Source organism: Streptomyces niveiscabiei (genome assembly GCF_033794345.1).
GTDB lineage: Bacteria > Actinomycetota > Actinomycetes > Streptomycetales > Streptomycetaceae > Streptomyces > Streptomyces niveiscabiei.
Genome location: NZ_JARAYJ010000007.1, coordinates 1 through 22,976, shown reverse-complemented (window position 1 = coordinate 22,976; position 22,976 = coordinate 1). Strand labels below are relative to the sequence as shown.

Here is a 22,976-nt window from a genome sequence, read left to right as displayed (position 1 = left end):
TGCTGTGGGTCCGCCGTCGGCCGGTGCTCGCGTTCTCCTCGCGGCACCGGCCGGCGACTACGCGAGGGCTATTCGACCGATAGTGATCATCTCTTTCGTACGACGACGAAGTCGGCGAGCGCCGTGAACTTCTCCCGTACCTGCTCGGGCATGTCCACGTCGCCGAGGGCTTCGATGGCGATGGTGTGCTGGCGGCGCGCTTCCGCGGCCGTCCACTCCCGGCCGCCCGCCTCCTCGATGAGGGCGGCGCGGGCCGCGAACTCCTCCTCGGAGAAGTTCGCGAAGTCGGTGCTCTTCGCGTCGGCGGCGAGCAGGTCGCCGAGCCGCTCCGAGGCGCTGCCGCCGGCCGCGAGCGCGGCGACGACGGGCAGGGACTTCTTGCGCTGGCGCAGGTCGGACCAGGTCTGCTTGCCGGTCGCGTCCGGGTCGCCCCAGATGCCGAGGAGGTCGTCGACGGCCTGGAAGGCGAGGCCCAGGTGGTAGCCGTACTTCTCCAGGGTGTCGGCGTCCTTCTCGCCCGCCCCGCCGAGGACGGCCCCGACGGAGGAGGCGCAGGCGAGGAGGGCGCCGGTCTTGTTGCCCTCCATCTCCAGGCACTCCTCGACGCTGACGCGGTCGCGGTGCTCGTAGGAGATGTCCTGGGCCTGCCCGTCGATGAGGGCGCGGGTCGCGGCGGTGAGCCGGCGTGCGGCGCGGCCGGCTCCCGCGGTGCCGGACTCCAGGAGGACCTCGTAGGCGAGCGCGAACAGGGCGTCGCCGACGAGGATCGCCTGGGCGGGGCCGTGCACCTTCCAGACGGTGTCGCGGTGGCGGCGCTGCTCGTCGCCGTCCATCAGGTCGTCGTGCAGGAGCGAGAAGTTGTGCACCAGCTCGACGGCGACCGCGCCGGGTACGCCGACGGCCGGGTCGGCGCCGGTGACCTCAGCGGACAGCACGGCGAGCGCGGGGCGTACGGCCTTGCCGCCGTCGCCCTCGGTGGGGTTGCCCAGGGCGTCGATCCAGCCGAAGTGGTAGGCCGCGACCGTGTCCATGGGGGGTGCGAGCCGGCTCGCGGCGGCCCGCAGCACCGGGGTGGCCAGGGTGCGTCCGCGCTCCAGGAGCGCGGCCACGTCCACCGCGGTCCTTCGAGCGGCGGCCGGCGAGGCCGGGGGCACAGTGGGCACAGTTTCTCCTCTTGTCGCGGTGTGCGCGGCGTGCGCGGCGTGATCGGGGGCCGCGGTACCGGAGGTGCGGGAACCTGCCGTGCTGTGCTGGTGGAGCATCAGGCGGCCTCCTCTGATGCGAAGAGCCGGGAGGGTCGTGGGCGGCCGAGCGCGCCGAGCGCGGCGTCGACCGCGTTCGTACCGCTGCGGACCGCGCTCTCCATGGTCGCGGGCCACCCGGTGGCGGTCCACGCGCCGGCCAGGTAGAGGCCGGGTGCTTTCGTGCGGGCGCCGGGACGCAGCCGTCCGACGCCGGGGGCGGGGGCGAAGGTCGCGGTCTTCTCACGGGTGACGAAGAAGTCGCGTACGGCGGCGCCGCGCGCCCTCGGCAGCAGCTTCTCCAGCTCGGGGAGGTAGCGCTCGCGCAGGGTCGCCACGGGCGCGTCGATCTCGTCCTGGGCGGCCGACTGGGACAGCGCCAGGTACTGGCCGCCGGTGAGCCCGGAGGCGTGGGTGCGGTCGAAGACCCACTGCACGGGGGTGCCGAGGGCGGCGAGGAAGGGCACGTTCATGACCGGCCGGTCGTAGATCACGTGCACGTTCAGGATGGGCGCGGTGCCGATCTCCAGGAGCCGCTCGGGCGCGTCGAGCGCGCCGGCCGGCAGGAGGTCGTACGCCTCGCGCTGGGGTACGGCGAGAACGACCGCGTCCGTTTCGAGGGCGCGGCCGGGAACTTCGACGGTCCACCGGCCGTTGTCCTGCCGGGAGATGGAGGTGACGCGTGTTCGGACCTCGATGTTCACGCCCGCGGAGTCGAGCGCCTTGCGGGCCAGCCGGTCGTGCAGTTCGCCCAGCGGGACATGGGCCCAGCCGATGTCGGCGGCGCCCGGGTCGGACAGCAGACCGGTCTTGAACACCATCGCGGCGAGCCCCAGCGAGGCGTCCGACGCGACCGCGTTGAGGGTGGCGACCCCGACCAGGTCCCACAGGGCCTCGACGGTCCGCGCGGACTGGCCGTGCGCGGCCAGCCAGCCGCCGAAGTCCTGCTCGTCCAGCGCCGGGTCGGCGAGGTCAAGCCCCTTCAGCGCGAGCGCGGCGCGGCCCACCTTGGCGCGCTCGGCGAGCGAGAGATGCGGGTACGTGGCGAGGCTGCGCCCGAGATGCAGCGGCACCGGCAGGGCGTCACGCCTGAGCCTGCCCAGGCGCCGTCCCTCGGGTCTGGCGACGTCGACGACCGGTACGTCGAGCCGGGGCTGGAGCGGGGCGAGTGAGGCGCCGCCGATGCGCTCCAGGAACCAGCGGTAGGCCGTGCAGCAGCGCAGGTAGACGTGCTGGCCGTTGTCGACGCTCAACTCGCCGCGCCGGAAGGAGAACGCGAGCCCGCCGAGGCGTGGCCTGCCTTCGAGGAGGGTGACCCGCACGCCCGCGTCCGCGAGGCCGAGCGCCGCGGTGACCCCGGCGAGGCCGCCGCCGACGACGACGGCGGAGCGGCCGGTGTTCTCGTCGGTCATCGTGCGCCCTCCCATGCCGTCTGTGACGCCGGGCGGACGCGGAGGGTTGCCTGGGAGACGGGGGTGACAAGCGGGGCCCAAGAGTCCGTCAAGAGGACCTCCTGACGGTCTGGCGGGAGACGGTGCGGGCGTCGAGTCCGGACAGGCCGCGCGCGGCGACGTACGCCTTCTCCCGGCCGGGCAGCGAGACCCGGCCGCGCAGGACGGCCTCGGGGTCGCGTTCGATGCGGTCGAGCAGGCGCCGGTAGATCCCGGCCATCGCGGCCACGCAGGCGCCGCTGCGCCGGTCCAGCATCGGCAGCAGGCGGTAGCCCTCGGCGAACAGCGCGCGGGCGCGCCGTACCTCGAAGTGGACGAGGCCCGCGAAGTCGGAGCCCGGTGGGGGCACGGGGGAGGCGAAGCCGGCCGCGCAGCCGAACTTGGCGAGGTCGTCGGCGGGCAGGTAGGTACGGCCGCCCTCGGCGTCCTCGCGGACGTCGCGCAGGATGTTGGTGAGCTGGAGGGCGAGGCCGAGGGTGTCGGCGTACTCGGGGGCCCGCTCGACGCCGCGCGCGCCGGGGCGGGTGCCGAAGACGCCGATGGAGAGCCGTCCGATGGCTCCGGCGACGCACTTGCAGTACGTCTTGAGGTCGTCCCAGGTCTCGTAGGTCTCGCCGCGCAGGTCCATCTCGACGCCGTCGATCAGCTCGTCGAGCCCGCCGAGCGGGATCGGGTAGACGCGGGAGGCGTGGGTGAGGGCGACCGCGACGGGGTCGGTGTCGTCCTCGGCGACGTCGCCCTCGCGTACGCGGGCGAGCAGGGCGCGGGTCTCGTCGAGGCGGGTGCGTTTCACCTCGGGTTTCAGGTCGCCGTCGCCGATGTCGTCGACGCGCCGGGAGAACGCGTACAGCGCGGACATCGCGCGTCTCTTGGATGTGGGCAGCAGCCGGATGCCGTAAGCGAAGTTGCGGGCCTGTGTGCCGGTGACGGCCTCGCAGTAGCTGTAGGCGGCGAGTACCGGCGCGGACACGTTCGGTGACGGTTCCACGAACCGGATCACCCCTCTCCTCGCAGGGTCACGCCCACCTCGCGCAGCAGCCTGAGCTTGCCGGGCCTCGGCGGGCCGGGAAGTACGTCGTACCGTGCGGCGGAGATCGCGTGGACCGCCGCCCGTCCCCCCGCCACGAACCCCGCGAGCAGCAGTCTGAGTCTGCCGGTGACGCTACCCACAAGGGGGGCGCCTTCATTCAGGAGTTGACAGGCGCGTTCCGCCTCGAACGCGACCAGTGCGCGCAGGGACGCGCCGGCGTGCGCCGCCTTGAGGTCGGCCTCGGTGACACGGAAGCGGTCCATGTCCTCGGCGGGCAGGTAGATGCGGTCGCGGCCGAGGTCCTCGGCCACGTCCTGGAGGTGTTCGACGATCTGGAGAGCCGTGCAGACCGCGTCGGAGCGGCGGATCCGCTCGGGGGTCGCGGTGCCGGTGACGGCGAGGACCAGGCGGCCCACCGGGTTGGCGGACAGCTCGCAGTAGGCGAGGAGGTCGTCGTACGTCGCGTAGCGGCTGACCAGCTGGTCCTGGCGGTTGGCGGCGATCAGGCCGAGGAAGGGCTCGGGGATCAGGTCGCGGCGGCGGACCGTGGGCTGGAGGTTCAGCAGGAGGGGGTGCGAGGGGGTGCCGTCGAAGACGCGGCGCAGGTCGGCCTCGAAGGCGTCGAGCATCGTCAGGCGGTCGTCGGCTGCGGAGGCGGGGACGCCGAGGTGGCGGGCGTCGGCGCCGCCGGGGGCGAGGTCGCCGTCGCCGATGTCGTCGACGAGGCGCGCGAAGCCGTAGATCGCCATGAGGTCGTCGCGCCAGGCGCGGGGGAGGAAGAAGGGGGCGACGGGGAAGTTCTCGTCGGCGGCCTTGTCGAGGGTGCCACGGTCGGTCCTGGGAGTATCCGTAGCCATTGCCGTCACATCTCCCGTTCTACACTGCCGACCCAATACGCACTATTTCGGACACGCCGCCCGGACCCCCGCGCGGCGGTGTACCCACTGAAGTCGTCCGCGCACGTTATCGCCCCACTTGCCGCGATTCGAGACCGCTACAGCTTACGTTGTACAGCGAATGGCGGTTCGTCGGGGTCTCCCGCAGATCACAACAACACACCGATTGCCGTCAAGATTCCTACGGCCCCGCCGAGTTGACATTTCTTTTGCAGACGCGGGGCCCCGCCGGAAGGTTCCGGCGGGGCCCCGGTGTCCTGCGGGCTATTTGCCCGTGAACTTCTCGTACTCCTTGATCACCGCGTCCGTCGGACCGTCCATGCGCAGCTCGCCGCGCTCCAGCCACAGGACCCGGTCGCAGGTGTCGCGGATCGACTTGTTGCTGTGGCTGACGAGGAACACCGTGCCCGCCTGCTTGCGCAGCTCCCGGATGCGTTCCTCGGAGCGGACCTGGAACTTGCGGTCGCCGGTCGCGAGGGCCTCGTCGATCATCAGGACGTCGTGGTCCTTGGCGGCGGCGATGGAGAAGCGCAGCCGCGCCGCCATCCCGGAGGAGTAGGTGCGCATCGGCAGCGAGATGAAGTCGCCCTTCTCGTTGATGCCCGAGAAGTCGACGATCTCCTGGTAGCGCTCCTTGACCTGCTCCCGGGACATGCCCATGGCGAGCCCGCCGAGGACGACGTTGCGCTCCCCGGTGAGGTCGTTCATCAGGGCCGCGTTGACGCCGAGCAGCGAGGGCTGCCCGTCGGTGTACACCTTGCCGCTCTCCGGCGGCAGCAGCCCGGCGATCGCCCGCAGCAGCGTCGACTTGCCCGAGCCGTTGGTGCCGATCAGCCCGATCGCCTCGCCCCGGTACGCGGTGAACGACACCCCCCGTACGGCGTGGACCTTGCGCACGCCGCGCTCCTCGCCGCCCTTGCGGCGCTTGACGATCCGGCTGAGGGCGGCGGTCGCGCTGCCCTTGCCGCCCTTGGCGCCGTTGACGCGGTACACGATGTGCACGTCCTGCGCGATGACGGTGGGCACCCTGGGGTTCTGCTCAGCCACGGCCGTACCTCTCCTCCGCCTGCCAGAAGTACACGAAGCCGCCGACGGCGAACAGGACGGCCCAGCCGCCCGCGACCATCCAGACGTGGTCGGGCAGGTTGGCCGAGCCGTAGTCCTCGATCAGGGCGAAACGCATCAGGTCCATGTAGACGGCCGTCGGGTTCCACTGGAGCACGGTGGAGACCCAGCCGGGACGCTCGGCGAGGTAGACCGGGATGGAGAACATGACACCGGACGCGTACATCCACGTGCGCAGCACGAACGGCATGAGCTGCGCGAGGTCGGGGGTCTTGGCGCCGGCGCGGGCGAAGATCAGGGCGAGGCCGGTGTTGAAGAGGAACTGGAGCGCCAGCACCGGCACGATCAGCGCCCAGGACAGGTCGGGGTAGCTGCCGAACGCCATCACGACCAGGAACAGCACCAGCATCGACCACAGCAGCTGCTGGAGCTGCTGGAGCGCGAAGGAGATCGGCAGGGAGGCGCGCGGGAAGTGCAGCGCGCGCACCAGGCCGAGGTTGCCGGAGATCGCCCGCACGCCCGACATGACCGAGCTCTGCGTGAAGGTGAAGACGAAGATACCCGTGACGAGGAACGGGATGTAGACGTCCTTCGGCATGCCCTTCCCGGCGTTCAGGATCAGCCCGAAGATCAGGAAGTACACGACCGCGTTCAGCAGGGGCGTCGCCACCTGCCAGAGCTGGCCCAGCTTGGCCTGGCTGTACTGGGCGGCCAGCTTGGCCGAGGAGAAGGCCAGGATGAAGTGGCGCCGGCCCCACAGCTGGCGGACGTACGCGCGCAGGGACGGGCGGGCCCCGCTGACGGCCAGCCCGTACTTCGCGGCGAGCTGCTCGGGCGTGAGCCCGTCGTCCGGTGACGGGGGCTCACTCGTCATGACGCCGCCTTCATGGGTTCTCTCACTCACAAGCGGAAACTTTCGTCTCGGGATGCGCGGGCCTGGGCGGGCCTGGCACGAGGCGGGGGCCGTCTCGCGGCCGGGGGTGACCTGGTAGGCCCTGTCGCCGGAGTCCCGCCCCGACCGGGCCTGGGGGACGAGCTTTTCAGATGATCGGCGGACGGCCCAGCCGGGTCAGCCGCCACACCGTACGCCACCGCATCGGCCGGCGTGGGCCGCAGTCGGTGGTCCAGCCTTCCCGGAAACCGCCGAACCACGCCTTCAGCGCGGACAGGGAGGGCCGGCGGAGCAGGGTCAGCGCCAGCCACACCCCGAGGTAGACCGGGACGAGGACGGCGGGCAGGTTGCGGCGGGCCAGCCACACGCGGTTGCGGGCCACCATGCGGTGGTAGACCGCGTGCCGCGAGGGCGCCGTCGTCGGGTGGAACAGCACCATGTCGGACCGGTAGTCGATCCCCCACCCCGCGTCCAGCGCCCGCCACGCGAGGTCGGTCTCCTCGTGGGCGTAGAAGAACGCGTCGGGCAACCCGCCGACCTCCGCGAACACCTGGGTGCGCACCGCGTTGGCGCCGCCGAGGAACGTCGTGACCCGTGAGGAGCGCATCGGGTCGGAGGCGCGCAGCCTCGGCACGTGCCGGCGCTGCGTCACCCCCGTCTCGGGGTCGGCGATGCGGAAGCTGACGATCCCGAGCCGCGCGTCCTCGGCGAACGCCCTGCGGCACAGCTCGGCGGTGTCGTGCTCCGGCAGCAGGCCGTCGTCGTCGAGGAACAGCAGTATGTCGACGTCCCGCCCGCTCGGCCCGAACGCCTCGATGCCGACGTTGCGCCCGCCCGGGATGCCGAGGTTCTCCGGCAGCTCGACCGTGCGCACGCCCTCGGGCACGTCGGGGACGGGCGAGCCGTTGCCGACCACGACCACCTCGACCGGGTCGCCGTCCTGCTTGGCGACCGAGTCGAGCAGCGCCCGCAGTTCCTCGGGGCGGTTGCCCATCGTGATGACGACGGCGCCGACCTTCGTGCCGGCCTCGGCGGTGGTCACTTCAGCCTGCTGGAGACCAGCACCGACACCAGGTGCAGGAGCGTCTGGAGGAGCGCGATCCCGGCGAGGACGGCGGTGCCGAGGCGGGTCCAGAACAGGTCGCCGTGGTAGTGGTCGGCGACCGCGAGGACCAGGATCAGCAAGGACGCCTCGATGCCGAGGATCAGCCGGTGGAACTTGAGCGCGGCGGCGGCCTTGCGGGCCAGCGCCATCCCGGAGGAGCGCGGCTCGGACGCCGACTCCTTGACCGGCGCCATCCCGTTCTGGTGCCGGGCCACGCCGACCAGGTCCGTCTCGGCCTTGATCAGGATCGCGCCGAGCGCGGCGAGCGTCCCGAGGAACGCCCACAGCCAGTCGATGCGGCCGGTGCCGAACACGTCGGCGGCGCGCAGGCCGAGGCCGACGAGGACGGCCGCGTCGGTCAGGTAGGCGCCGACGCGGTCCAGGTACACGCCGGCCAGCGAGTACTGCTTGCGCCAGCGCGCGATCTCGCCGTCCACGCAGTCCAGCAGGAGGTACAGCTGCACCGCGACGACGCCGAGAACCGCACCCCAGATGCCGGGCACCAGGAGGGCGGGTGCGGCCAGGACGCCGCACACCGTCATCAGGTACGTCAACTGGTTCGGCGTGACGCGGGTGTTGACCAGGTAGCGGTCGACCCTGAGGGACACCTCGCGCATGTAGAGGCGGCCCATCCAGTGCTCGCCGCTGCGGCGGTCCTTGACCCCGGCGGGGTGGACTACCGGCCGGAGTTCAGCTACCGATGGCCTTGACATAGTCGGCGTAGACGTCCTTGATCTGGTCGGTCGTGAGGTCGAGGTGTTCGAGGATCGTGTAGCGGCCGGGGCGGGTCTGCGGGGCGAACTCGACGGCCCGGACGAACTCGTCCACGCTGAAGCCGATCTCCTCCGGCAGCACCGGCAGGCCGTGGCGGCGCAGGACCTCCGCCATGTACGCGGACTCCTCGTGCGCGCCCCGCAGGTACATGGCGAACGCGGCACCGAGGCCGCACTGCTCGCCGTGCGCCGCGGCACGCTTGGGGAACAGCAGGTCGAAGGCGTGGTTGATCTCGTGGCAGGCGCCGGAGGAGGGCCGCGAGTCGCCGGAGACGGACATCGCGATCCCGGTGAGCACCAGCGCCTCGGCGAGGACCTGGAGGAACCCGTCGTCGCCGACGCCACCGGGGTGGCGCAGCACCGCCTCGCCCGCCTGACGGGCCATGGCGGCGGCGAGGCCGTCGATCTTCTCGCCGTTGACCCGGTTCGACAGCTCCCAGTCCGCGACGGCCGAGATGTTGGAGATCGCGTCCCCGATCCCGGACCGCACGAAGCGCACGGGCGCCTCACGGACGAGTTCGAGGTCGATGACGACCGCGATCGGGTTCGGCACGCCGTACGAGCCGCGCCCCGCGTCGTTGTCGAGGGTCGCGACCGGCGAACACAGGCCGTCGTGCGCCAGGTTGGTGGCGACCGCGACCAGCGGCAGCCCGACCCGGGCGGCGGCGAACTTCGCGCAGTCGATGATCTTCCCGCCGCCGAGGCCGACGACCGCGTCGTAGTGGCCGGCCTTTATGGCACCGGCGAGGCTGATCGCGTCGTCGAGGGTGCCGCCCCCGACCTCGTACCAGCTCGCGCCCGGCAGGCTCGGCTGGAGCCGCTCCCTCAGGCGCGCGCCCGAACCCGGGCTGACGGCGACCGCCAGCTTCCCCGAGTGCGAGATGCGCTCGTCGGCGAGGACCCCGGCGAGGTCGTCGAGGGCACCCGCGCGGATGTCCACGACGACCGGCGACGGGATCAGCCGGGTCAGTACTGGCATGCGATCTCCCGCCCCTTGGCCAGGTCGTCGTGGTTGTCGATCTCGACCCACTTGACGTCACCGATGGGCGCCACGTCGATCTGGAAGCCGCGGTTGACCAGCTCCTGGTAGCCGTGCTCGTAGAACTGCTGGGGGTCGGTCTCCCAGACGGTCTTGAGCGCGTCGGCCAGCGCGTCGGTCGCCTCGCCCTCGATGAGGGTGACGCCGATGTACTCGCCGGTCGCCTCGGCCGGGTCCATCAGCTTGGTGATCTTGCTGACGCCCTTCTCGGGGTCGGCGACGACCTTCATCTCCTCGTCCGCCAGGGACTTGACGGTGTCCAGCGCGAGGATGATCCGCTTGCCGTCGCCGCGGGCGGCGAGCAGCGTCCGCTCGACCGACACGGGGTGGACGGTGTCGCCGTTGGCGAGGATCACGCCGTCGCGCAGGGCGTCACGGCCGCACCACAGGGAGTAGGCGTTGTTCCACTCCTCGGCCTTGTCGTTGTCGATGAGGGTGAGCTTCAGGCCGTACTTGGCCTCCAGGGCCGCCTGGCGCTCGTACACGGCCTCCTTGCGGTACCCGACGATGATCGCGACCTCGGTGAGGCCGATCTCGGCGAAGTTGCCGAGGGTCAGGTCGAGGACGGTCGTCTCGCCGTCCACCGGCACCAGCGCCTTGGGCAGGGTGTCGGTGTAGGGGCGCAGTCTCCGGCCGGCGCCGGCCGCCAGCACGAGGCCGATCATGCGGGTTCTCCTTCGTCGTGTACGGCAGGGGCGCCGGCCTTGTGTGCGGCGACCCAGAAGCGGATGCTCTCGACGAGCCCCAGCAGGGCGACGGCCACGGCGAGCGCCGTGAGCGCGAGCGTGAACGGCTTCCCGTCGAGCAGGGCGGCGAGGACGCAGACGAGCAGCGTCCGTCCTTCCTGCCCCCCGATGGCGCGCACCAGCCAGGCCGGCGGCGCTCCGGCGCCACCGCGGATGCGGTACACCGTGTCGTAGTGATGGTAGGCGACGGCGCCCACCAGCCCGAAAGCCGCCGGAAGCGCTCCGTTCACGTCGGCGTGGACCGCGAGCAGCAGGACGGTGGTGTATTCGGCGGTGCGGAAGAGGGGGACGATCAGCCAGTCCAGGCTGCCCTTGAGGGGCAGGGCGGTGGCGGTCGCGGAGCCAAGGACGTAGAGCGCGGCGAGGATCAGGGGCCAGCGGCTGCCGTGTCCGGTGAGGGCGGCGGCGAGCAGCAGGGGTGTCGTGACGCCGACGACCGTGCCGACGCGGGAGATCGTGCCGCGGTCGCGTACGCCGATGCGGCGGCTGAGGGGGTGCAGGGCCGCGACGAGCGCGCCGTTGTCCGCCATGTCGGCCAGCGCCCGCGCGGAGCGGTCCGTGTTCGGGGTGCGGCGGCGGATCGAGCGGGCGACGCGGCCGGCCGTCGTGTACGCGGCGGCGAAGGCGCAGCCGATCAGCAGGGCGTAGAAGGTGATCCGGGGCGTGGCGACGGCCGTCAGGACCGCGATCATCGCCCACCGCTCGCCGATCGGCAGGATGATCATCCGGCGTACCCACACCGACAGGCCGACCTTCTTGACGGGTCCTGTCGCGGGCGGGGAGACGTCGTCCTCGGCCTCGTGGTACGCGAAGTCGACCATGTGCCGGACGCTCTGGAGGACCATCGCGGCCAGCGCGAGGTGCCATACGTCGTCGCCGCCGCGCGCCGCTCCGAGGGCGAGGCCGGCGTAGTAGACGTACTCCTTGGCCCGGTCGAAGGTCGCGTCCAGCCAGGCGCCCAGCGTCGAGTACTTGAGGGCGTAGCGGGCCAGCTGGCCGTCCGTGCAGTCCAGGACGAACGACACGATCAGCAGGACGCCCGCAGCGACGAACCCCCCGCGCGTGCCGGTCGCCGCGCAGCCCGCCGCGATCAGGGCCGTCAGCAGGGAGGCGGTGGTGACCTGGTTCGGGGTCAGGCCCCGACGCGCGCACCAGCGGGCGAGGTGGCGGGAGTAGGGGCTGATGAAGAAGGTCGTGAAGAAGCCGTCGCCGGACTTCACGGAGGACTTGAGGCGTACGGCCTCGTCGTCGACGGCGGCGACGGCCTGCCGCGCCTCCTCCAGGGCCCGCGGGTCCTGCGGGACGGCGGCCACGAGGCTGCCCAGCGCGGGGCGGTGCACGGTGGCGCCCTCGGCGTCCAGGGCCTCCACGACACGGTCGGCGACGCTGCCGACGGCTATCGCCGTACGGCCGCCCGCCGAGGTCTCCCGCGCGAGCGCCCGCCCCAGGGCGGTACGGCCGTCGGGGCGGGCGGCGACGGCGCCGGGTACGGCGGACAGGGGGAACCGGGGGTCGGTCAGCGCCAGCCTCAGCGCGTGCACGTGCCCCACGAACCGGGCGTCCACCAGCGCGACGCGCTCCCCGCACTGCGCCTCGGCGATCGCGCGTTCCGCCTCGGCGGCGCCCCGCGCGGCCCTGACCTCGAACCCCAGGGACCTCAAGTCCGCCTCGATCGACGATCCGGGGACCGGAGTGCCGGTGAGGATGGCGGTCGACAACCGAACTCACTCCCTGAGAGCCGGCGCGCCCCGGCCACGTACGACGAATGTTCCGCGCCCGGCCCCCGACTCCGGGCGGGCGATATGACGGCAGAGGCTATCGGATACCCGAAGGCTCACGTTCACTGCCCGTTCAACCGTGCTCAAGACCGCACACACCGGGCTCGGGCGAGATCATCATCGGTGATCAAGGGGGTTCCGGCCAAACCGCGCCGACAGGGCGGTGACGACCCGTGACCCCCTCGTCACGGGCCCCTGTGCCCACGGGCCCGTGAAACCCTCGTCCCGGCTCTGACCTGCGGTTCATTTGCGCAGGTCAGAGCACATGACAACGGTGTTCAATGCCGCGTTGCCGGATACCCCCCACCCGTAGTTCACTGTGGGCTCGGGCTACCGCTGGGAGGGCATTCTTCATGGGGGCTGGACACGATCACGGGCACGGTCACAGCCATGCGCCGCCGACCGGGACGGCCGCCGCCGCGTACAAGGGGCGGCTGCGGATCGCGCTCGGGATCACGCTCGGCGTGATGGTGGTGGAGATCGTCGGCGGGGTCGTCGCGGACTCGCTCGCGCTGGTCGCGGACGCGGCCCATATGGCGACCGACGCCGTGGGGCTCGGGATGGCGCTGCTCGCGATCCGCTTCGCGGGGCGGCCGGCGAGTTCGCACCGGACGTTCGGGCTCGCCCGCGCGGAGATCCTCGCGGCGCTCGCGAACTGCCTGCTGCTGCTCGGCGTCGGCGGGTTCGTGCTGTACGAGGCGGTGCAGCGGTTCTTCACCCCGGCGCCGACCGAGGGCGGCCTCATGGTCGTGTTCGGCGCGATCGGCCTGGTCGCGAACATGATCTCGCTCACGCTCCTGATGCGCGGCCAGAAGGAGAGCCTGAACGTGCGCGGCGCGTTCCTGGAGGTCGCCGCCGACGCGCTCGGCTCGGTCGCGGTGCTGATCTCGGCCGCGGTGATCCTGACGACGGGCTGGCAGGCCGCCGACCCGGTCGCCTCGCTGGTGATCGGCCTGATGATCGTCCCGCGGACGGTCAAGCTGCTGCGCGAGACGCTGGACGTGCTGCTGGAGTCCGCGCCGAAGGACGTCGACATGACCGAGGTGCGCGACCACATCCTCGCCCTGGACGGCGTCGAGGACGTCCACGACCTGCACGCCTGGACGATCACCTCGGGGCTGCCGGTGCTCTCCGCGCACATCGTCGTCCGCTCCGACGCCCTCGACGCGATCGGCCACGAGAAGCTGCTGCACGACCTCCAGGGCTGCCTGGGGCACCACTTCGACGTCGAGCACTGCACGTTCCAGCTGGAGCCGAGCGGGCACGCGGAACACGAGGCGCGGCTCTGCCACTGAGGCGGGGGCGGTCGGATCATCGGATCGTCGGCCGTGTTTGCGACGTGCCACTCGTCCGGGTTGGTTGTCGGTCCGCTCCCCGCCGGGGACGGTTCCGGGGCTGCCGGGGCGGGCAAGATCACCCCTCGGGCCCCGTTCCCGGCACCGCTTCGCGCCGGGAGAGCCGGACGTGTACGGCAGACTGGGGGGCGCGAGGACCGATGCTAAGGATGGGTATGCCGATCACACCTGCCACCACGACGCACAGTTCACCGAACGGCACCGCGGACCCGATCCTGCTGGAACTGGTCGACGAGAACGGCGTCACGATCGGCACGGCCGAGAAGCTGACCGCGCACCAGCCGCCGGGGCAGCTCCACCGCGCGTTCTCGGTGTTCCTCTTCGACGAACAGGGCCGTCTCCTGCTCCAGCAGCGGGCGCTCGGCAAGTACCACTCCCCCGGCGTGTGGTCGAACACCTGCTGCGGGCACCCGTACCCCGGCGAGGCCCCCTTCGCGGCGGCGGCCCGGCGGACGCACGAGGAGCTGGGGGTCTCCCCGTCGCTGATGGCCGAGGCGGGGACCGTCCGCTACAACCACCCCGACCCCGAATCGGGCCTGGTGGAGCAGGAGTTCAACCACCTCTTCGTCGGTCTCGTGCAGTCGCCGGTGCGGCCGGAACCGGAAGAGGTCGGCGACACGGCCTTCGTGACGGCCGCGGAACTCGCCGAGCGGCACGCGAAGGACCCGTTCTCCGCCTGGTTCATGACCGTCCTGGACGCCGCCCGCCCGGCGATCCGCGAGCTGACGGGGGACGGGGCGGGCTGGTAGCGGCGACGGGACGCCGGCTGGCCGAGGCGGCGGACGCGGCGGCGGGGCAAGGCCGACCGGACGAAGCGGGGCCCGGCGGCTGGTTGAGGCGGGCCGGGCAAGGCTGCGGGGCGCGGCGGGCCGGGCGAAACGGCGGGGCTCGGCGGCCGGTCTTGGCGGGCCGGGCAGGGCGGCGGGCTCGGCGGCTGGGCAAGTCTGCGGGGCGCGGGTCGGTGGCGGGGTGGGGCGGGGGCCGGGTGGTTGGGGCGCGTGGGTCGGCGGAAGCGGTTGGCCGCGCCCCGAAATCCCTGGTCAGCCCGTGCGCAAAGGTTTCAGCGGAAGTGCCGCCCAGATGACCTTGCCGCCCGTCGTCGTGTGTTCCACGTCGCACACGCCGCCCGCCTCCCGGGTGAACTCCCGCACCAGCAGCAGCCCCCGGCCGCCGGTCTCGCTGTGAGGGTTCTCCATGGCGGTCGGGCGGTAGGGGTGGTTGTCCTCGACGGACACCCGCACCCACTCCGCGCCGACCGCGACCTCCAGCGCGAGCGTCGGCGACAGCAGCGCCGCGTGCTTGACGGCGTTGGTCACCAGCTCCGACACGATCAGCAGGAGCGCGTCGACGACCTCGTCCGCGACCGGCACACCCTGCCGGTGCAGCAGATCCCGTACCGCGCGCCGCGCCTGCGGTACGGAGGCGTCCACGGCCGGCGCGGTGAACCGCCAGACCCCCTCGTACGGCAGCGGCTCCGGCGCCGCCGTGGTCGTGCTGTCGCCGCCCTCGGGGCGTGGGTCGGGCCCGCGCCCGTGATCGTCCATCGTCCGGTCGCCGCCTCTGTCCTCGATGCCGCTGTACTCCGTTGTCGCCACACGACGAGTGTTGGCAACGGCGACGTCCACTCCTATTGACTGGCCGTAAATAGATCGATATTGATCGAATCGCAGGTCCCTAGGGGTGACGGTTTACGGATACGACCGTTTCGTTGATCAGGCGGTTACCCGAAACGTCCCTCCGGGCGGCGGTTAGCATCCCCTGACATGGAGCCCCGACTGTCCCACCGGGTGGCCGATTCGGTCGCCACCGTCGTCATCGGCCACCCAGCGCGGCGCAACGCCATGACCCCGGACATGTGGCGGGCCCTGCCGCCGCTCCTCGCGTCCCTCGCGGACGACCCGCGCGTGGGCGCGCTCGTGCTCACCGGGGAGGGCGGCACGTTCTGCGCGGGCGCCGACATCTCCAGCCTGCGTGGTTCGGCCGCCGAGGCGCGGGAGCTGGCGGTCCTCGCGGAGGAGGCGCTGGCCGCGTTCCCCCGGCCCACCCTGGCCGCCGTACGCGGGCACTGTGTGGGCGGCGGGGCGCAGTTGGCGGGGGCCTGCGATCTGCGGTTCGCGGAGGAGGGGGCGCTGTTCGGGGTGACGCCCGCGAAGCTCGGGCTGGTCTACCCGGCGTCCAGCACGCGCAGGCTGGTGTCCCTGGTGGGGCCGGCGACCGCGAAGTGGCTGCTGTTCTCCGGCGAGTTGATCGGTACGGAGCGCGCGCTGCGCACGGGGTTCGTCGACGAGGTGCTGCCTTCGGGCGGGCTCGGCGAGCGGGTCGAGGAGTTCACGCGGGTCCTGGTCTCCCGCTCGCGGCTGACGCAGGCCGCGGCGAAGGAGTTCGCGGACGGGCGCACGGACCGGGACGCGTACTGGGCCGGCGTGGAACGCGGCAGCGGCGACACCGCCGAGGGTGTCGCCGCGTTCCTGGAGCGCAGGGCGCCGAGGTTCAGCTGGTCCCGCTGAGGACGAAACGGCTGCTCTCGCGCAGGGACTCGACGATCTCGGCGGGAGCCTTCTGCGGCGAGCCGGCGTCGTAGGGCGGCTGCGGGTCGTACTCGATGACGAGCTGGACCGTCTGCGCGCGCGTGTCACCGGCGATCCGGCCGAGCAGCGCGAGCCCCATGTCGATGCCGGAGGAGACGCCCGCGGCGGTGACGTACTTGCCGTCGAACACGACCCGCTCGCCGGTGGGTTCGGCGCCGTAGGTGCGCAGGGTGTCGAGGCCCAGCCAGTGGCAGGTCGCGCGGCGGCCTTCGAGCAGGCCGGCGGCGCCCAGGAGCAGCGAGCCGGTGCACACGGACGTCGTCCACGTGCTGGTCTCGTCGACTTCGCGCAGCCAGTCCAGGATGCGTTCGTTGTCCATCTGCCGGGTCTGTCCGGGGCCTCCGGGAACCACGACGACGTCGGGCCGGGTGACCTCGTCGAGCGTGCGGTCGGCGGTGAGGGCGAGGTGTCCGCTGTGCGAGCGGACGGGGCCGGCCTGCTCGGCGACGAAGACGATCTCGACGTCGGGGACGCCCTCCAGGGGTTCGTAGGGGCCTACGGCGTCGAGGGCGGTGAAACCGTCGAACAGGAGGATGGCGATCTGCATGGGTGGGGCCTTCCGGTCGGTGGCGGGTGGTTCGGGTGACGGCCGGGGGGTCACGTCGTGCTCGGGCGGAAGCGGCGGCGGTATTCCGCCGGGGGTGTGCCGAGGGCTTTGACGAAGGCACGGCGCATGGCTTCGGGGGTGCCGTAGCCGCTCGTGCGGGAGATCTGTTCGATGCCGGCCGTGGTGTCCTCCAGGAGGCGGCGGGCGTGTTCGAGGCGGACCCGGTCCACGTAGCGGCCCGGGGTGGTGCCGGTCTCGGCGCGGAAGGCTCTCGCGAAGTGGCGGGGAGACAGAGCCGCGCGAGCGGCCAGCGAATCGACGTCCAGGTCGGCCGCCGGGTGCTCGGAGATCCAGCGCTGGACCTCCCTGAGGGGTTCACGCCGGGCCATCTGGGCGGTCAGCTGGGCGCTGAACTGGGCCTGGTTGCCCGGGCGGCGCAGGAAGACGACGAGGTTGCGGGCCACCGAGAGGGCGATGTCGCGGCCGAGGTCCTCCTCGACGAGGGCGAGCGCGAGGTCGATGCCCGCGGTCACGCCCGCCGAGGTGGAGACGGCGCCGTCCCGGACGTAGATGGGCTCGGGGTCGACGTCGACCTCCGGGTGGTCCTCGGCGAGTTTCGCGCAGTACGCCCAGTGCGTCGTCGCCCGCCGCCCGTCGAGGAACCCCGCCTGCGCGAGCCGGATCGCGCCGGTGCACACCGACACCAGGCGCCGCGCGCGCGAGCCGTTGTCCCGCAGCCAGGCGACGAGTTCGGGCGCCTCACCCCGCGTCCCGGGGCCGCCGGGCACCAGCAGGGTGTCGGGGACGGGTACGCCGGACAGGGCCGCGTCCGGGACGAGGGTGAGGCCGCTGGTGGTCCGTACGGGCCCGCCGTCCAGGGACGCCGTGACGATCCGGTAGCTGCCGGGGGCGAACACGTGCGTGCCCGCGAAGACCTCCGCCGGGCCGCTCACGTCGAGGCTCTGGACGCCGTCGAAGAGGACGACGAGGACGGTGCGCTCTTCCATGCGGCCGATTCTTCGCGGGTGTCCGGACGGCGGCAATGACGCGCTTCCCACCTTTTCAGCCATGGTCGTCCGGGGCATCGTCCGGGACGAGTTCGCGCACCAGGTCACCCGCTGTCAGTGGCACCTGCCACAATTGCGGCGCAAGCTGACGTTGGAGAAGGCGGTACGGGTCGTGACCGAAGCAGGGTCCATCGAAGGCAGGATCGCCGAGGAGCTCGGCGTACGGGAGCGGCAGGTCAGGGCAGCCGTGGAACTGCTCGACGGCGGCTCCACGGTGCCGTTCATCGCCCGCTACCGCAAGGAAGCGACGGAGATGCTCGACGACGCGCAGCTGCGCACGCTCGAAGAGCGCCTGCGCTACCTGCGCGAGCTGGAGGAGCGGCGTACGGCCGTCCTGGAGTCGGTCCGCGAACAGGGCAAGCTCACCGACGAGTTGGCGGCGCGCATCCGGGGTGCCGAGACGAAGGCGCGGCTGGAGGACATCTACCTGCCGTTCAAGCCGAAGCGGCGGACGAAGGCCCAGATCGCGCGCGAGGCCGGTCTCGAACCGCTCGCCGAGGGGCTGCTCGGGGACCCGTCGGTCGACCCGCTGGCCGCCGCCGCTGCCTTCGTGGACGCCGGGAAGGGCGTCGCCGATCCGCAGGCCGCGCTGGACGGGGCGCGCGCGATCCTCACCGAGCGGTTCTCGGAGGACGCCGACCTGATCGGCGAGGTCCGGGAGCGGATGTGGACGCGCGGGCGGCTGGCCGCGAAGGTGCGGGACGGCAAGGAGGAGGCGGGCGCGAAGTTCGCCGACTACTTCGACTTCGCGGAGCCGTTCACGGCGCTGCCCTCGCACCGGATCCTGGCGATGCTGCGGGGTGAGAAGGAGGAGGTCCTCGATCTGGTGCTGGAGCCGGAGGAGCCTTCGGCGGACGCGTCGGGTGCGGGTTCGGGTGCGGGTTCCGCTTCGGTTTCGTCCTATGAGCCGATCATCGCCTCGCGGTTCGGGATCGCCGACCGCGGCCGGCCCGCCGACAAGTGGCTCCTCGACACGGTGCGCTGGGCCTGGCGCACCCGCATCCTCGTCCACCTCGGCATCGACATCCGCCTGCGCCTGCGGACGGCCGCCGAGGACGAGGCGGTCGACGTGTTCGCCGCCAACCTCCGCGACCTCCTGCTCGCCGCCCCCGCGGGCACGCGCGCGACGCTCGGCCTCGACCCCGGTTTCCGTACGGGCGTGAAGGTCGCCGTCGTCGACGCGACCGGCAAGGTCGTCGCCACCGACGTCATCTATCCGCACGTCCCGGCGAACAGGTGGGACGAGGCCATCGCCAAGCTCGCGCGCCTCGCGAAGGAGCACGCGGTCGAGCTGATCGCCATCGGCAACGGGACCGCGTCCCGCGAGACCGACAAGCTCGCCGGTGAACTCATCACCAAGCATCCCGAGTTGAAGCTGACGAAGGTCATGGTCTCCGAGGCCGGTGCCTCCGTGTACTCGGCGTCCGCGTTCGCCTCGCAGGAGCTGCCCGACATGGACGTGTCGCTGCGCGGCGCCGTCTCCATCGCGCGGCGGCTCCAGGACCCCCTCGCCGAGCTCGTGAAGATCGACCCCAAGTCCATCGGGGTCGGGCAGTACCAGCACGACCTCTCCGAGGTGAAGCTGTCCCGGTCCCTCGACGCGGTCGTCGAGGACTGCGTGAACGGCGTCGGGGTCGACGTCAACACGGCGTCCGCGCCGCTGCTGGCCCGCGTGTCCGGGGTGACCTCCACGCTCGCCGAGAACATCGTCGCCCACCGTGACGCCAACGGGCCGTTCCGGTCGCGTACCGAGCTGAAGAAGGTCGCCCGGCTCGGGCCCAAGGCGTACGAGCAGTGTGCCGGATTCCTGCGGATCCGGGGCGGGGTCGATCCGCTGGACGCGTCCAGCGTTCACCCCGAGGCTTATCCCGTCGTGCGGCGGATGGTGAAGTCGTCCGGGCAGGAGGTCGCGTCTCTCATCGGCGATACGGCCACTCTGCGGTCCCTCCGGGCTTCCGACTTCGTCGACGAGACGTTCGGGCTCCCCACCGTTTCCGACATTCTCAAGGAGTTGGAGAAGCCCGGTCGCGATCCTCGGCCCGCCTTCAAGACGGCGACATTCAAGGAGGGCGTCGAGAAGATTGCCGACCTGTCCTCCGGGATGGTGCTGGAAGGGGTTGTCACGAATGTCGCCGCGTTCGGGGCGTTCGTCGATGTCGGTGTGCATCAGGACGGGCTCGTGCACGTTTCCGCGATGTCGCGGAATTTCGTCAAGGATCCTCGGGAAGTGGTGAAGCCGGGGGACATCGTCAAGGTGAAGGTGCTTGACGTGGATATTCCTCGGAAGAGGATTTCGTTGACTTTGCGGCTGGAGGACGAGGCGGCGAAGCCGGCGGCGGGGGCCGGGCCTCGGCGTCAGCCTCAGCAGCGTCAGCAAGGGCGTGGCGGTCAGCGGCAGGCTCCGGCGCCCTCCAACAGTGCGATGGCGGACGCCTTGCGGAAGGCCGGGTTGGTGGACCCCAAGAGGGGAAAGCGCGCCTAACGTTCCGTCACTCTGCCTGCGCTGACCTCCAGGCGGCGCGTCACCTGTACCGCGTCCAGCATTCTGCGGTCGTGCGTCACCAGGAGCAGCGTTCCCTCGTACGCCTCCAGCGCCGATTCCAGTTGCTCGATCGCCGGTAGGTCCAGGTGGTTCGTCGGCTCGTCCAGGACCAGGAGGTTGACGCCCTTGCCCTGGAGCAGTGCCAGGCCCGACCTTGTCCTCTCGCCCGGGGACAAGGTCGCCGCCGGGCGCAGGACGTGGTCCGCCTTGAGGCCGAACTTCGCCAGGAGCGTGCGGACTTCCGCCGGTTCCGTGTCGGGGACCGCCGCGCAGAACGCGTCCAGCAGGGACTCCGGGCCGTAGAACAGTTTGCGGGCCTGGTCGACCTCGCCCACCAGGACGCCCGAACCCAGCGTCGCCGTACCGGAGTCGAGGGGGAGGCGGCCGAGGAGTGCTGCGAGCAGGGTTGATTTTCCTGCGCCGTTCGCGCCGGTCACGGCTACGCGGTCCGCCCAGTCGATCTGGAGCGTCACCGGGCCGAACTCGAAGTCGCCGAGGCGGACCTTCGCATCGCGCAGAGACGCGACGACCGCGCCCGAGCGGGGTGCGGAGGCGATCTCCATCCGCAGTTCCCACTCCTTGCGGGGTTCCTCGACGACGTCGAGGCGTTCGATCATGCGCTGGGTCTGACGTGCCTTCGCCGCCTGCTTCTCGCTGGCCTCGCTGCGGAACTTGCGGCCGATCTTGTCGTTGTCGTTGTTCGCCTTGCGCCGCGCGTTCTTGACGCCCTTGTCCATCCAGGAGCGCTGCATCTGGGCGCGGTCCTGGAGGGCGGCGCGTTTGTCGGCGTACTCCTCGTAGTCGTCGCGGGCGTGGCGGCGGGCGGTGGCGCGTTCTTCGAGGTACGCCTCGTAGCCGCCGCCGTAGAGGTTGATCCGGCCTTGCGCCAGGTCGAGTTCGAGGACCTTGGTGACCGTGCGGGTGAGGAACTCGCGGTCGTGGCTGACGACGACCGTGCCGGCGCGCAGGCCCTTCACGAACCGTTCCAGGCGTTCGAGGCCGTCGAGGTCGAGGTCGTTGGTGGGCTCGTCGAGGAGGAAGACGTCGTAGCGGGAGAGGAGCAGCGAGGCGAGGCCCGCGCGGGCCGCCTGGCCGCCGGACAGGGACGTCATCGGCTGGTCCAGGCCGACGGCGAGACCCAGGGACGCGGCGGTTTCCTCCGCGCGTTCGTCCAGGTCGGCGCCGCCGAGGTCGAGCCAGCGCTCCAGGTGCACGGAGTAGGCGTCGTCCGCGCCGGGGACTCCGTCGGCGAGGCCCTGCGCGGACTCGTCCATCAGGCGCTGTGCCTCGGCGACGCCGGTCCTGCGGGCCAGGAACTCGCGGATCGTCTCGCCGGGGCGGCGTTCGGGTTCCTGCGGGAGGTGGCCTACGGTCGCGGTCGGCGGGGAGAGCTTGAGGTCGCCCTCCTCCGGGGTGAGCAGGCCCGCGAGCAGTCTCAGCAGCGTGGACTTGCCCGCGCCGTTGGCCCCGACCAGGCCGATCACGTCCCCGGGGGCCACGACGAGGTCGAGTCCGGAGAAGAGGGAGCGGTCGCCGTGGCCGGCGGCGAGGTTCTTGGCGACGAGGGTGGCGGTCACAGAGAGTAGATCCTAGCGGGGGTCGGGGGGTGCGGGCTTCTGGGTTTCGAGGGGGCGGGGCCAAGGGCAAGGGGTGGGGGTGGTGCCGGGGGCGGGTTCCGCGAGGGTGGGGCCTCTCAGGGCGGCTCCGGCTCAGGAGGGTTCCTCAAGGTGGCGGCTCGGGCGTCCGGCCGTGGTGGTGCCGTACGGCTTGAGGGCCGGTCCCTCCGGGGAGGTTCGGGGCATGAATCGTGACGTCGTGATCATCGGGGCCGGGGTCGTCGGGCTGACGACCGGAGTGGTGCTGGCCGAGCGGGGGTGGCGGGTGCGGGTGTGGGCCCGCGAGGTGGGTGAGGCGACGACCTCGGCCGTCGCCGGTGGGCTGTGGTGGCCGTACCACATCGAACCCCGGCCGGCCGCGCGCGCCTGGGCGTTGGAGTCGCTCGACGTGTACCGGGAGCTGGCGCGGCGGGGTGGGGCCGGGGTGCGGATGGCGGAAGGGGTGCTCGGCGGGACGTCCCTCGACGAGGTGGCGTGGCTGGAAGGGGCGGCGTTGGGGTTGCGGGCCTGCACGCCGGGTGAGTACGCGGCGGGGTCCGGGTTGTGGGCCCGGTTGCCGCTGGTCGACATGGCCGGGTATCTGCCGTGGCTGCGGGGGCGGTTGGCGGACGCCGGTGGCCGGGTCGAGGTGCGTACCGTGACCGGCCTCGCCGACGCCGACGTGCCCGTGGTCGTCAACTGTGCCGGGCTCGGGGCGCGGGAGTTGGCCGACGATCCCGAAGTGCACCCGGTTCGTGGGCAGTTGGTGGTCGTCGAGAACCCCGGCATCGACCACTGGACCGTGTCCGACGGCGCGGACGGTTCCCTGACGTACTTCTTCCCCCAGCCCGGGCGACTGCTGCTGGGCGGCACGGCCGAGGAGGGCGCCTGGTCCCTCGTACCCGATCCCGCCGTGGCGGAGGCGATCGTCCAGCGCTGCGCGCGGCTCCGGCCGGAGATCGCGGGGGCGCGGGTGCTGGGGCATCGGGTGGGGCTGCGGCCCGCGCGGGGGGTGGTGCGGTTGGAGCGGGGGGTGCTGGGCGACGGGCGGGTTGTCGTGCATCACTATGGGCACGGGGGTGCGGGAGTGACGGTGGCTTGGGGGTGCGCGCGGGAGGCGGCGGGGTTGGTGGAGGGGGGCGTGGGTGAGGGGGCGGCGGAGGTGGGGGGCGGGTGAGGGGCGGGGCCCCCGGGGGGGGCGGCGGCGCCCGGGGTGAAAACAGGGCCGGGCGCCGGGGGGGCGCCCGGCGGTTGGGTGTGACCGGC

20 protein-coding genes are annotated in these 22,976 nt (G+C 72.1%); 5 read left to right on the top strand and 15 right to left on the bottom strand.

Annotated elements, in window-relative coordinates; translation table 11 throughout:
* Positions 1–86: 86 nt before the first annotated feature.
* From PV682_RS11685 to PV682_RS11635, 11 genes are all read right to left on the bottom strand, one after another.
* On the bottom strand, positions 87–1,154 hold the full coding sequence (locus PV682_RS11685; protein WP_319728916.1) for a polyprenyl synthetase family protein: 1,068 nt from the start codon (positions 1,152–1,154) through the stop codon (positions 87–89).
* 107 nt (positions 1,155–1,261) lie between these two features.
* Positions 1,262–2,653, bottom strand: coding sequence for a hydroxysqualene dehydroxylase HpnE (gene hpnE, locus PV682_RS11680; RefSeq protein WP_319727179.1), 1,392 nt, complete (start codon positions 2,651–2,653; stop codon positions 1,262–1,264).
* An 88-nt stretch (positions 2,654–2,741) separates the two neighbouring features.
* Positions 2,742–3,692 (bottom strand): presqualene diphosphate synthase HpnD, encoded by a 951-nt coding sequence (gene hpnD, locus PV682_RS11675; RefSeq protein ID WP_319727157.1) that lies wholly within the window; start codon positions 3,690–3,692, stop codon positions 2,742–2,744.
* Entirely contained in the window at positions 3,689–4,579 is an 891-nt protein-coding gene (hpnC, locus tag PV682_RS11670; protein WP_319727133.1) for a squalene synthase HpnC, read from the bottom strand. The genes hpnD and hpnC overlap by 4 nt, the downstream gene beginning before the upstream one ends.
* A 303-nt stretch (positions 4,580–4,882) precedes the next feature.
* Positions 4,883–5,665: an ABC transporter ATP-binding protein gene (locus tag PV682_RS11665; RefSeq protein ID WP_319727125.1), complete on the bottom strand. Its 783-nt coding sequence runs from the start codon at positions 5,663–5,665 to the stop codon at positions 4,883–4,885.
* Positions 5,658–6,587, bottom strand: a complete 930-nt coding sequence (locus tag PV682_RS11660; RefSeq protein ID WP_055719741.1) for an ABC transporter permease — start codon at positions 6,585–6,587, stop codon at positions 5,658–5,660. The genes PV682_RS11665 and PV682_RS11660 overlap by 8 nt, the downstream gene beginning before the upstream one ends.
* A 136-nt stretch (positions 6,588–6,723) precedes the next feature.
* Positions 6,724–7,569: a glycosyltransferase family 2 protein gene (locus tag PV682_RS11655; protein WP_055719760.1), complete on the bottom strand. Its 846-nt coding sequence runs from the start codon at positions 7,567–7,569 to the stop codon at positions 6,724–6,726.
* A gap of 44 nt (positions 7,570–7,613) precedes the next feature.
* Positions 7,614–8,393 (bottom strand): CDP-alcohol phosphatidyltransferase family protein, encoded by a 780-nt coding sequence (locus PV682_RS11650; protein WP_079056751.1) that lies wholly within the window; start codon positions 8,391–8,393, stop codon positions 7,614–7,616.
* A complete protein-coding gene (locus PV682_RS11645; RefSeq protein ID WP_055719739.1) occupies positions 8,371–9,432 on the bottom strand; it encodes an iron-containing alcohol dehydrogenase family protein in 1,062 nt (353 codons plus the stop codon). Before PV682_RS11645 ends, PV682_RS11650 begins: the two co-directional genes overlap by 23 nt.
* Positions 9,420–10,157: a phosphocholine cytidylyltransferase family protein gene (locus PV682_RS11640; RefSeq protein WP_319727062.1), complete on the bottom strand. Its 738-nt coding sequence runs from the start codon at positions 10,155–10,157 to the stop codon at positions 9,420–9,422. Before PV682_RS11640 ends, PV682_RS11645 begins: the two co-directional genes overlap by 13 nt.
* Positions 10,154–11,956 (bottom strand): DUF5941 domain-containing protein, encoded by a 1,803-nt coding sequence (locus PV682_RS11635; protein WP_319727053.1) that lies wholly within the window; start codon positions 11,954–11,956, stop codon positions 10,154–10,156. The genes PV682_RS11640 and PV682_RS11635 overlap by 4 nt, the downstream gene beginning before the upstream one ends.
* A gap of 413 nt (positions 11,957–12,369) precedes the next feature.
* Here PV682_RS11635 and PV682_RS11630 point away from each other — a divergent pair, with 413 nt between their 5' ends.
* Together PV682_RS11630 and idi are read left to right on the top strand one after the other, a co-directional pair.
* A complete protein-coding gene (locus tag PV682_RS11630) occupies positions 12,370–13,311 on the top strand; it encodes a cation diffusion facilitator family transporter (RefSeq protein ID WP_319727050.1) in 942 nt (313 codons plus the stop codon).
* 215 nt (positions 13,312–13,526) lie between these two features.
* The gene (idi, locus tag PV682_RS11625) at positions 13,527–14,120 is read left to right on the top strand and encodes an isopentenyl-diphosphate Delta-isomerase (protein WP_055722157.1); all 594 of its coding nucleotides are present in this window, start codon (positions 13,527–13,529) and stop codon (positions 14,118–14,120) included.
* Between the two features lie 291 nt (positions 14,121–14,411).
* On the opposite strand, the gene PV682_RS11620 is transcribed toward idi, so the two are convergent.
* The gene (locus tag PV682_RS11620) at positions 14,412–14,915 is read right to left on the bottom strand and encodes an ATP-binding protein (RefSeq protein WP_319728913.1); all 504 of its coding nucleotides are present in this window, start codon (positions 14,913–14,915) and stop codon (positions 14,412–14,414) included.
* 219 nt (positions 14,916–15,134) lie between these two features.
* Here PV682_RS11620 and PV682_RS11615 point away from each other — a divergent pair, with 219 nt between their 5' ends.
* Complete coding sequence (locus PV682_RS11615; RefSeq protein WP_055722158.1) at positions 15,135–15,878, top strand: enoyl-CoA hydratase/isomerase family protein; 744 nt, start codon at positions 15,135–15,137, stop codon at positions 15,876–15,878.
* Here the strand turns inward: PV682_RS11615 and PV682_RS11610 are convergent.
* Together PV682_RS11610 and PV682_RS11605 are read right to left on the bottom strand one after the other, a co-directional pair.
* Positions 15,862–16,506, bottom strand: coding sequence for a DJ-1/PfpI family protein (locus PV682_RS11610; protein ID WP_319727030.1), 645 nt, complete (start codon positions 16,504–16,506; stop codon positions 15,862–15,864). The two genes, PV682_RS11615 and PV682_RS11610, sit on opposite strands and share 17 nt — an antisense overlap.
* A 50-nt stretch (positions 16,507–16,556) precedes the next feature.
* Positions 16,557–17,513: a GlxA family transcriptional regulator gene (locus PV682_RS11605; RefSeq protein WP_319727018.1), complete on the bottom strand. Its 957-nt coding sequence runs from the start codon at positions 17,511–17,513 to the stop codon at positions 16,557–16,559.
* 61 nt (positions 17,514–17,574) lie between these two features.
* On the opposite strand from PV682_RS11605, the gene PV682_RS11600 reads away from it, so the two are divergent.
* Positions 17,575–20,055 carry a Tex family protein gene (locus PV682_RS11600; protein WP_319727008.1) on the top strand — a complete coding sequence of 827 codons (2,481 nt, stop codon included), beginning with the start codon at positions 17,575–17,577 and terminating at the stop codon, positions 20,053–20,055.
* Here the strand turns inward: PV682_RS11600 and PV682_RS11595 are convergent.
* Entirely contained in the window at positions 20,052–21,692 is a 1,641-nt protein-coding gene (locus PV682_RS11595) for an ABC-F family ATP-binding cassette domain-containing protein (protein ID WP_319726986.1), read from the bottom strand. The genes PV682_RS11600 and PV682_RS11595 overlap by 4 nt on opposite strands.
* Positions 21,693–21,915: 223 nt before the next feature.
* Between PV682_RS11595 and PV682_RS11590 the strand changes: the two genes are divergently transcribed.
* Positions 21,916–22,887 (top strand): FAD-dependent oxidoreductase, encoded by a 972-nt coding sequence (locus tag PV682_RS11590; protein WP_319726984.1) that lies wholly within the window; start codon positions 21,916–21,918, stop codon positions 22,885–22,887.
* Positions 22,888–22,976 lie beyond the last annotated feature (89 nt).

Bases quoted from the DNA above. Each gene is read 5' to 3' on its own strand.
- PV682_RS11640 (WP_319727062.1), bottom strand. From the start codon at position 10,157: ATGATCGGCCTCGTGCTGGCGGCCGGCGCCGGCCGGAGACTGCGCCCC.
- PV682_RS11655 (WP_055719760.1), bottom strand. From the start codon at position 7,569: ATGGGCAACCGCCCCGAGGAACTGCGGGCGCTGCTCGACTCGGTCGCC.
- PV682_RS11645 (WP_055719739.1), bottom strand. From the start codon at position 9,432: ATGCCAGTACTGACCCGGCTGATCCCGTCGCCGGTCGTCGTGGACATC.
- hpnC (WP_319727133.1), bottom strand. From the start codon at position 4,579: ATGGCTACGGATACTCCCAGGACCGACCGTGGCACCCTCGACAAGGCC.
- PV682_RS11600 (WP_319727008.1), top strand. From the start codon at position 17,575: ATGGTCGTCCGGGGCATCGTCCGGGACGAGTTCGCGCACCAGGTCACC.
- idi (WP_055722157.1), top strand. From the start codon at position 13,527: ATGCCGATCACACCTGCCACCACGACGCACAGTTCACCGAACGGCACC.
- PV682_RS11615 (WP_055722158.1), top strand. From the start codon at position 15,135: ATGGAGCCCCGACTGTCCCACCGGGTGGCCGATTCGGTCGCCACCGTC.
- hpnE (WP_319727179.1), bottom strand. From the start codon at position 2,653: ATGACCGACGAGAACACCGGCCGCTCCGCCGTCGTCGTCGGCGGCGGC.
- PV682_RS11605 (WP_319727018.1), bottom strand. From the start codon at position 17,513: ATGGAAGAGCGCACCGTCCTCGTCGTCCTCTTCGACGGCGTCCAGAGC.
- PV682_RS11590 (WP_319726984.1), top strand. From the start codon at position 21,916: ATGAATCGTGACGTCGTGATCATCGGGGCCGGGGTCGTCGGGCTGACG.
- PV682_RS11650 (WP_079056751.1), bottom strand. From the start codon at position 8,393: ATGTCAAGGCCATCGGTAGCTGAACTCCGGCCGGTAGTCCACCCCGCC.
- PV682_RS11620 (WP_319728913.1), bottom strand. From the start codon at position 14,915: ATGGACGATCACGGGCGCGGGCCCGACCCACGCCCCGAGGGCGGCGAC.
- PV682_RS11630 (WP_319727050.1), top strand. From the start codon at position 12,370: ATGGGGGCTGGACACGATCACGGGCACGGTCACAGCCATGCGCCGCCG.
- PV682_RS11610 (WP_319727030.1), bottom strand. From the start codon at position 16,506: ATGCAGATCGCCATCCTCCTGTTCGACGGTTTCACCGCCCTCGACGCC.